The 6,511-nt window shown below is 58.8% G+C and carries 9 protein-coding genes; 5 read left to right on the top strand and 4 right to left on the bottom strand.

The genetic code is table 11. From position 1 onward, the window contains the following. The 3 genes from HA46_RS15615 to HA46_RS15605 all read left to right on the top strand — a co-directional run. Positions 1-161: phosphopantetheine-binding protein (locus tag HA46_RS15615; protein ID WP_244277529.1), on the top strand; the 161-nt coding region annotated here is incomplete at its 5' end. Then, complete coding sequence (dhbA, locus tag HA46_RS15610; RefSeq protein ID WP_084885279.1) at positions 161-919, top strand: 2,3-dihydro-2,3-dihydroxybenzoate dehydrogenase; 759 nt, start codon at positions 161-163, stop codon at positions 917-919. The genes HA46_RS15615 and dhbA, both read left to right, overlap by 1 nt. A 3-nt stretch (positions 920-922) precedes the next feature. Then, positions 923-1,339 carry a hotdog fold thioesterase gene (locus HA46_RS15605; RefSeq protein WP_084885277.1) on the top strand — a complete coding sequence of 139 codons (417 nt, stop codon included), beginning with the start codon at positions 923-925 and terminating at the stop codon, positions 1,337-1,339. 39 nt (positions 1,340-1,378) lie between these two features. On the opposite strand, the gene cgtA is transcribed toward HA46_RS15605, so the two are convergent. From cgtA to rplU, 3 genes are all read right to left on the bottom strand, one after another. After that, complete coding sequence (gene cgtA, locus HA46_RS15600; protein WP_084885275.1) at positions 1,379-2,551, bottom strand: Obg family GTPase CgtA; 1,173 nt, start codon at positions 2,549-2,551, stop codon at positions 1,379-1,381. Between the two features lie 229 nt (positions 2,552-2,780). Continuing rightward, positions 2,781-3,038, bottom strand: a complete 258-nt coding sequence (gene rpmA, locus HA46_RS15595) for a 50S ribosomal protein L27 (RefSeq protein WP_006121751.1) — start codon at positions 3,036-3,038, stop codon at positions 2,781-2,783. Positions 3,039-3,053: 15 nt separating this feature from the next. Then, complete coding sequence (gene rplU / locus HA46_RS15590) at positions 3,054-3,365, bottom strand: 50S ribosomal protein L21 (protein WP_033749281.1); 312 nt, start codon at positions 3,363-3,365, stop codon at positions 3,054-3,056. A gap of 255 nt (positions 3,366-3,620) precedes the next feature. Here rplU and ispB point away from each other — a divergent pair, with 255 nt between their 5' ends. Both ispB and HA46_RS15580 read left to right on the top strand, forming a co-directional pair. Then, positions 3,621-4,592, top strand: a complete 972-nt coding sequence (ispB, locus tag HA46_RS15585; RefSeq protein WP_033749280.1) for an octaprenyl diphosphate synthase — start codon at positions 3,621-3,623, stop codon at positions 4,590-4,592. A gap of 245 nt (positions 4,593-4,837) precedes the next feature. Further along, the gene (locus HA46_RS15580; RefSeq protein ID WP_084885273.1) at positions 4,838-5,122 is read left to right on the top strand and encodes a helix-turn-helix domain-containing protein; all 285 of its coding nucleotides are present in this window, start codon (positions 4,838-4,840) and stop codon (positions 5,120-5,122) included. Positions 5,123-5,203: 81 nt separating this feature from the next. Here HA46_RS15580 and murA read toward each other — a convergent pair whose 3' ends face one another. Then, on the bottom strand, positions 5,204-6,463 hold the full coding sequence (murA, locus tag HA46_RS15575) for a UDP-N-acetylglucosamine 1-carboxyvinyltransferase (RefSeq protein WP_033749278.1): 1,260 nt from the start codon (positions 6,461-6,463) through the stop codon (positions 5,204-5,206). Positions 6,464-6,511: the final 48 nt, after the last annotated feature.

Raw genomic sequence — 6,511 nt, 5'->3', positions numbered from 1 at the left:
AAGATGATGAGAACCTGATCGACTACGGTCTCGATTCCGTGCGCATGATGGCGCTGGCGGCGCGCTGGCGTCAGGCGCACGGCGATATCGATTTCGTCAGCCTGGCGAAAAATCCCACTATCGACGGCTGGTGGGCGCTGCTGTCACGGGAGCCTGCGTAATGAGCCAGCGCTTCGACTTCAGCGGTAAACAGGTCTGGGTGACGGGCGCAGGCCAGGGTATCGGCTACTATACCGCTCTCGCGTTTCACGCCGCGGGCGCTCAGGTTCAGGGCTTCGATCTGCGCTTTCACGACGTCGACTACCCCTTCGCCTGCCATACGCTCGACGTGGCCGATGCCGGACAGGTGAAAACCCTGTGCCAGCGTCTGCTGGCGCAGCAGCCGCGCCTCGACGTGCTGGTGAACGGCGCGGGCATCCTGCGTATCGGCGCAACCGACGAGATTTCCGCCGCGGATTTCCATGCCTGTCTGGCGGTCAACGTGGGCGGCGCCTTCAATATGTTTCAGCAGACGCTGCCGGTGTTTCGCCAGCAGCGTGCAGGCGCCATCGTCTCTATCGCCTCTAACTCGGCGCACGCGCCGCGTATCGGCATGTCTGCTTACGGCGCCTCCAAAGCCGCGCTGCGCAGCCTTACCCTGACGGTCGGCCTGGAGATGGCGCCGTATGGCGTGCGCTGCAATATCGTTTCGCCCGGCTCGACCGATACCGAGATGCAGCGCAGCCTGTGGCATACCCCGACCGCCGAGCAGGAGATGATCGACGGCTTCCCGGATCAATATAAGCTGGGGATCCCGCTGCGGAAGATCGCCACGCCGCAGGAGATCGCCCATAACGTGCTGTTCCTCGCCTCGGATCTCGCCAGCCACGTGGCGCTGCAGGATATCGTGGTGGACGGCGGCGCGACGCTGGGAGCCTGACCGATGGCGATCTGGAAACGCGCGACCGATCTCGACGCGCTGAACGCTATCGGCGAGAACTCGCTGGTGGCGCATATCGGCATCCGCTTTACCGCCATCGGCGACGATTACCTGGAGGCGGTCATGCCGGTCGATGCGCGCACCCATCAGCCCTTCGGCCTGCTGCACGGCGGCGCGTCGGTGGTGCTGGCGGAGTCGATGGGCTCGATCGCCGGCTATCTCTGCACCGAAGAGGGCAAAAGCGTGGTGGGCATCGAGGTGAACGCCAGCCATCACCGCCCGGTCTCCAGCGGCGAAGTGCGCGGCACCTGCCGCCCGCTGCATATCGGCTCGCGCAATCAGGTGTGGCAGATTGAAATCCGCAACGCGCGCGGTCAGCTCTGCTGCTCGTCGCGCCTGACGGTGGCGGTGCTGGGGTAACGAAAAAGGGACAGCTTTCGCTGTCCCTTTTCTCCGGCATTACCGCTGGTAGATGATTTCGACGCCTTCGTCGTCATCTTCGTCCCAGTCGTCATCCCACTCTTCATCTTCTTCTTCAACCACGGTTTCCATCGCTTCACGGTGGTAGTCATCCCACATGAACTCGACTTTCTCGGGTTTCTTCTCTTCTTCTTCCGCTTCTTTCGGGTTGGCGTTGATAAAGCTCATCACGTCCCAGCAGAGATCCTGCACGCCCTGACGGCTTGCAGCGGAAATAAGATAGTACTTCTCTTCCCAGCCCAGCGCTTCGGCAATCGCTTTGGCGCGCGTCTGCGCTTCTTCTTCGCCAATCACGTCGATTTTATTAAACACCAGCCAGCGCGGCTTGTTGAACAGCTTGTCGCTGTACTTCTCCAGCTCGCCGAGGATGATGCGGGCGTTTTCCGCCGGATCGGACTCGTCGATCGGCGCGATGTCGATCAGATGCAGCAGCACGCGGCAGCGCTCGAGGTGCTTCAGGAAGCGGATGCCGAGGCCAGCGCCGTCGGCGGCACCTTCAATCAGGCCCGGAATATCGGCGACCACAAAGCTCTGCTCGCTGTCCATGCGCACCACGCCCAGACTCGGCACCAGCGTGGTAAACGGATAATCCGCCACTTTCGGCTTGGCCGCAGAGACGGCGCGGATAAAGGTCGATTTGCCGGCGTTCGGCAGGCCCAGCATGCCGACGTCAGCCAGCAGCATCAGCTCCAGCTGCAAATCGCGCTTCTCGCCCGGCGTTCCCATGGTTTTCTGACGCGGAGTACGGTTTACCGAGGATTTAAAACGCGTGTTGCCCAGGCCGTGCCAGCCGCCTTTGGCGACCATCAGCTTCTGCTCGTGACGCGTCATATCGCCCAGCGTTTCGCCAGTGCCCTGGTCGATCACGCGCGTGCCGACCGGCACCTTAACGATAATGTCCTGCCCGCGTTTGCCGGTACAGTCGCGGCTCTGACCGTTCTGACCGCGCTCGGCGCGGAAGGATTTCTCAAAGCGGTAGTCAATCAGGGTATTCAGGTTCTCGTCGGCAACCAGATAGACATCGCCGCCGTCGCCGCCGTCGCCGCCGTCCGGACCGCCTTTCGGAATATATTTTTCACGGCGGAAGCTGACGCAGCCATTGCCGCCATCGCCGGCAACCACCAGGATTGTCGCTTCATCAACAAACTTCATTTTCTTTCTCCGTCACACAATCGTCCGCGCGCCCTTCAGGGCTGCGAACGGGTCCGCCAGGGTCTGTCTGCGCTGACCGGCGGCGGATAAATCAGGACTGATTTGCATCAGGCGTACATAAAGTGTACAGCAATACAGAACGACAGGTCGCAGAATGTAAAAAGCCCCGCAATGGCTGCGGGGCTTTTATTCGTGCGTTCAGACAGTCGCTGTCTGCGTCACGACAACCTTACTCAGCAACGATGCTGATGTATTTACGGTTGTTCGGACCTTTCACTTCGAATTTAACTTTGCCGTCTGCGGTAGCGAACAGGGTGTGGTCACGACCACAACCTACGTTGTTACCGGCGTGGAATTTAGTGCCACGCTGACGAACGATGATGCTACCTGCCAGAACAGATTCGCCACCGAAACGTTTTACACCCAGACGTTTTGCATTGGAGTCACGACCGTTACGAGTCGAGCCACCAGCCTTTTTATGTGCCATTTGTCAGATCTCCTCTTAAGCGCTGATGCCAGTAATTTTCACATCAGTGAACCACTGACGGTGGCCAGCCTGCTTACGGTAGTGCTTACGACGACGAAACTTAACGATTTTAACTTTCTCGCCACGACCGTGAGCAACGATTTCAGCTTTGATAACGCCGCCTGAAACCAGTGGCGCGCCGATTTTCACGTCTTCGCCATTTGCGATCATCAGCACCTGGTCAAACTCAATGGTTTCACCGGTTGCGATGTCCAGCTTTTCCAGGCGAACGGTCTGACCTTCGCTTACTCGGTGTTGTTTACCACCACTTTGGAAAACCGCGTACATATAAAACTCCGCTTCTGCGCATGCCTTTCGTTCATCAGGCGGCGCGATAAATATTCACAATAGGGCGCGAATTCTACGCAAATCTCCAGCAGAAGACAAGAGCACTTTGCACTCTCTTGCAGAAAAAAACACAGGCCGATCGCAAACGTTTCTCATCCGGAAAATTCAAGTACAATCAGTAACAGATTACCTGAACTCAGGCTGGTTAAAGCACGTACCATGAGCCGTTGAAACGAGTCAAAGCTGAACAGACGAATGAACTTAGAACAAATTAATGAATTAACCGCGCAGGATATGGCGGCCGTCAACCAGACCATCCTCGACCAGCTGAATTCCGAGGTCTCGCTGATTAATCAGCTTGGCTATTACATCATCAGCGGCGGCGGCAAGCGCATCCGTCCGATGATCGCCGTGCTTTCGGCACGCGCGCTCGGCTACCAGGGCGAGCTGCACGTCATTAACGCGGCGCTGATCGAATTTATCCACACCGCGACGCTGCTGCATGATGACGTGGTGGATGAATCCGATATGCGTCGCGGCAAAGCCACCGCCAACGCGGCGTTCGGCAATGCGGCCAGCGTGCTGGTCGGCGACTTTATCTATACGCGCGCCTTCCAGATGATGACCAGCATGGGTTCGCTGCGCATTCTGGCGCTGATGTCCGAAGCGGTGAACGTGATAGCCGAAGGCGAAGTGCTGCAGCTGATGAACGTCAACGATCCAGACATCACCGAAGAGAGCTATATGCGCGTGATTTACAGCAAAACCGCGCGTTTGTTTGAGGCTGCTTCGCAGGCCTCCGCTATTCTCGCCGACGCCACGCCGGCGCAGGAGAAAGCGATGCAGGATTACGGACGCTTTCTCGGCACCGCTTTCCAGTTAATCGACGATCTGCTCGACTACAGTGCCGACGGCGCTACGCTGGGCAAAAATACCGGCGACGATTTGAGCGAAGGCAAGCCGACGCTGCCGCTGCTGCATGCGATGCATAACGGCACGCCGGAACAGACGAAGATGATCCGCGAGGCGATCGAACAGGGCAACGGCCGTCACCTGCTCGAACCGGTGCTCGCCGCCATGCAGCAGTGCGGCTCGCTGGAATGGACACGCAAGCGCGCCGAGCAGGAAGCGGATAAAGCTATTGCGGCGCTCAGCGCACTGCCTGAATCGCCCTGGCGCAGCGCGCTCGAAGCGCTGGCGCATATGTCTGTCCAGCGCGATTTCTGATTTCCCTCGGAGCTGCCGACGTAGCTCCGCTATTTTCCCCTCCCCGCTTCACTTTTTCAGAAACGCCTCTCTGTTGTTGCCGCGCTTTTGCGTCGAGCCACTCACTTATCGCGACCGGACCAAAAATTACTGGAAAGAACAAGAAGCTTTCTGATATAAAAATTCCACAAATTTCCAGATAAGAGAAAAGAGCAAGGCCCTCGCTGCACTGGGAATATTCACGCAAGGAACAAGGAGAATGCGATATGCAAAAAAGGAGTGAAGACTGGCATCCCGCCGATGTGATTGCCGCGCTGCGCAGACGCGGCACGACGCTGGCGGCGTTGTCGCGCCAGGCGGGCTTGAGTTCATCCACGCTGGCTAATGCCCTTTCGCGTCCATGGCCGAAAGGAGAGTGGCTAATTGCGGAGGCGATTGAGGTCCATCCCGCCGAGATCTGGCCAAGCCGCTACTACGATCCGCAGACCCACCTGCTGCTGGATCGCAAAAAGCGTATTCGATCCCCCGCAGGAGACGAGAAGCACAAGTAGGATCCCGCCAGCGCCTGAGGATCAAACAGGCAAAAAAAAACCAGCCGCGCTGCCGTGGCTGGTTTCTTATTCGCGCCGGGTTTATTCAGCGCTTACGCGTTCAATCTGCGCGCCCATCGCCTTCAGCTTATCTTCGATGTGTTCATAGCCGCGATCGATATGGTAGATGCGATCCACCAGCGTCGTGCCTTCGGCGATGCAGCCCGCCAGTACCAGGCTCGCCGATGCCCGTAGATCGGTCGCCATCACCTGCGCGCCAGAGAGTTTTTCCACGCCGTGGCAGATGGCAGTGTTGCTCTCGATTTCCGCGTGCGCGCCCATACGGATCAGCTCGGGAATGTGCATAAAGCGATTTTCGAAAATGGTTTCAGTGATGACGCCCGTGCCTTCCGCTACCAGGTTAAGCAGGGTGAACTGCGCCTGCATATCTGTTGGGAAGCCCGGGTGCGGCGCCGTACGCACATTGACCGCCTTAGGGCGTTTGCCGTGCATGTCCAGGCTAATCCAGTCGTCGCCGGTTTCGATGTCGGCGCCCGCGTCGCGCAGCTTCGCCAGTACAGCGTCCAGCGTGTCCGGCTGGGTGTTGTGACACAGCACTTTGCCGCCTGAAATCGCCGCCGCCACCAGGAAGGTGCCGGTTTCGATGCGGTCCGGCAGGACGCGATAGACGCCGCCGCCCAGACGCTCAACGCCTTCGATGGTGATCTTGTCGGTGCCTGCGCCGCTGATCTTCGCGCCCAGTGTAATCAGGAAGTTAGCCGTATCGACAATTTCCGGTTCGCGCGCCGCGTTTTCGATAATGGTGACGCCGGTAGCCAGCGTCGCCGCGCTCATGATAGTCACGGTCGCGCCTACGCTCACTTTATCCATCACGATATGCGCGCCTTTCAGGCGGCCGTCGACAGAGGCCTTAACGTAGCCCTCTTCCAGCTTGATTTCGGCGCCCAGCTGCTCCAGGCCCGTAATATGCAGATCGACCGGACGCGCGCCGATGGCGCAGCCGCCCGGCAGAGAGACCTGGCCCTGGCCAAAGCGCGCCACCAGCGGACCGAGCGCCCAGATAGAAGCGCGCATCGTTTTCACTAAATCGTACGGCGCGCAGTAAATATCGACCTTGCTGGCGTCGACGTGGACGGAGCCGTTGCGCTCAACCTTCGCACCCAGCTGGCTCAGCAGCTTCATTGTGGTATCGATATCGCGCAGCTTCGGCACGTTCTGGATCTCGACCGGCTCTTCAGCCAGCAGCGCAGCAAACAGAATCGGCAGCGCGGCATTTTTCGCCCCGGAAATGGTTACTTCACCACTCAGACGGGTGGGGCCTTGCACACGAAATTTGTCCATTAACACGGCTCTCAATTAACTAAAGACGGGAAGAACTCGCCAGCGGCG

It is taken from the genome of Pantoea septica (genome assembly GCF_002095575.1).
Classification (GTDB): Bacteria; Pseudomonadota; Gammaproteobacteria; order Enterobacterales; family Enterobacteriaceae; genus Pantoea; species Pantoea septica.
The sequence above is the reverse complement of the archived record's forward strand: the minus strand, read 5'-3'. Positions and strand labels throughout refer to the sequence as shown.

Bases quoted from the DNA above. Each gene is read 5' to 3' on its own strand.
- dhbA (WP_084885279.1), top strand. From the start codon at position 161: ATGAGCCAGCGCTTCGACTTCAGCGGTAAACAGGTCTGGGTGACGGGC.
- HA46_RS15605 (WP_084885277.1), top strand. From the start codon at position 923: ATGGCGATCTGGAAACGCGCGACCGATCTCGACGCGCTGAACGCTATC.
- cgtA (WP_084885275.1), bottom strand. From the start codon at position 2,551: ATGAAGTTTGTTGATGAAGCGACAATCCTGGTGGTTGCCGGCGATGGC.
- rpmA (WP_006121751.1), bottom strand. From the start codon at position 3,038: ATGGCACATAAAAAGGCTGGTGGCTCGACTCGTAACGGTCGTGACTCC.
- rplU (WP_033749281.1), bottom strand. From the start codon at position 3,365: ATGTACGCGGTTTTCCAAAGTGGTGGTAAACAACACCGAGTAAGCGAA.
- ispB (WP_033749280.1), top strand. From the start codon at position 3,621: ATGAACTTAGAACAAATTAATGAATTAACCGCGCAGGATATGGCGGCC.
- HA46_RS15580 (WP_084885273.1), top strand. From the start codon at position 4,838: ATGCAAAAAAGGAGTGAAGACTGGCATCCCGCCGATGTGATTGCCGCG.
- murA (WP_033749278.1), bottom strand. From the start codon at position 6,463: ATGGACAAATTTCGTGTGCAAGGCCCCACCCGTCTGAGTGGTGAAGTA.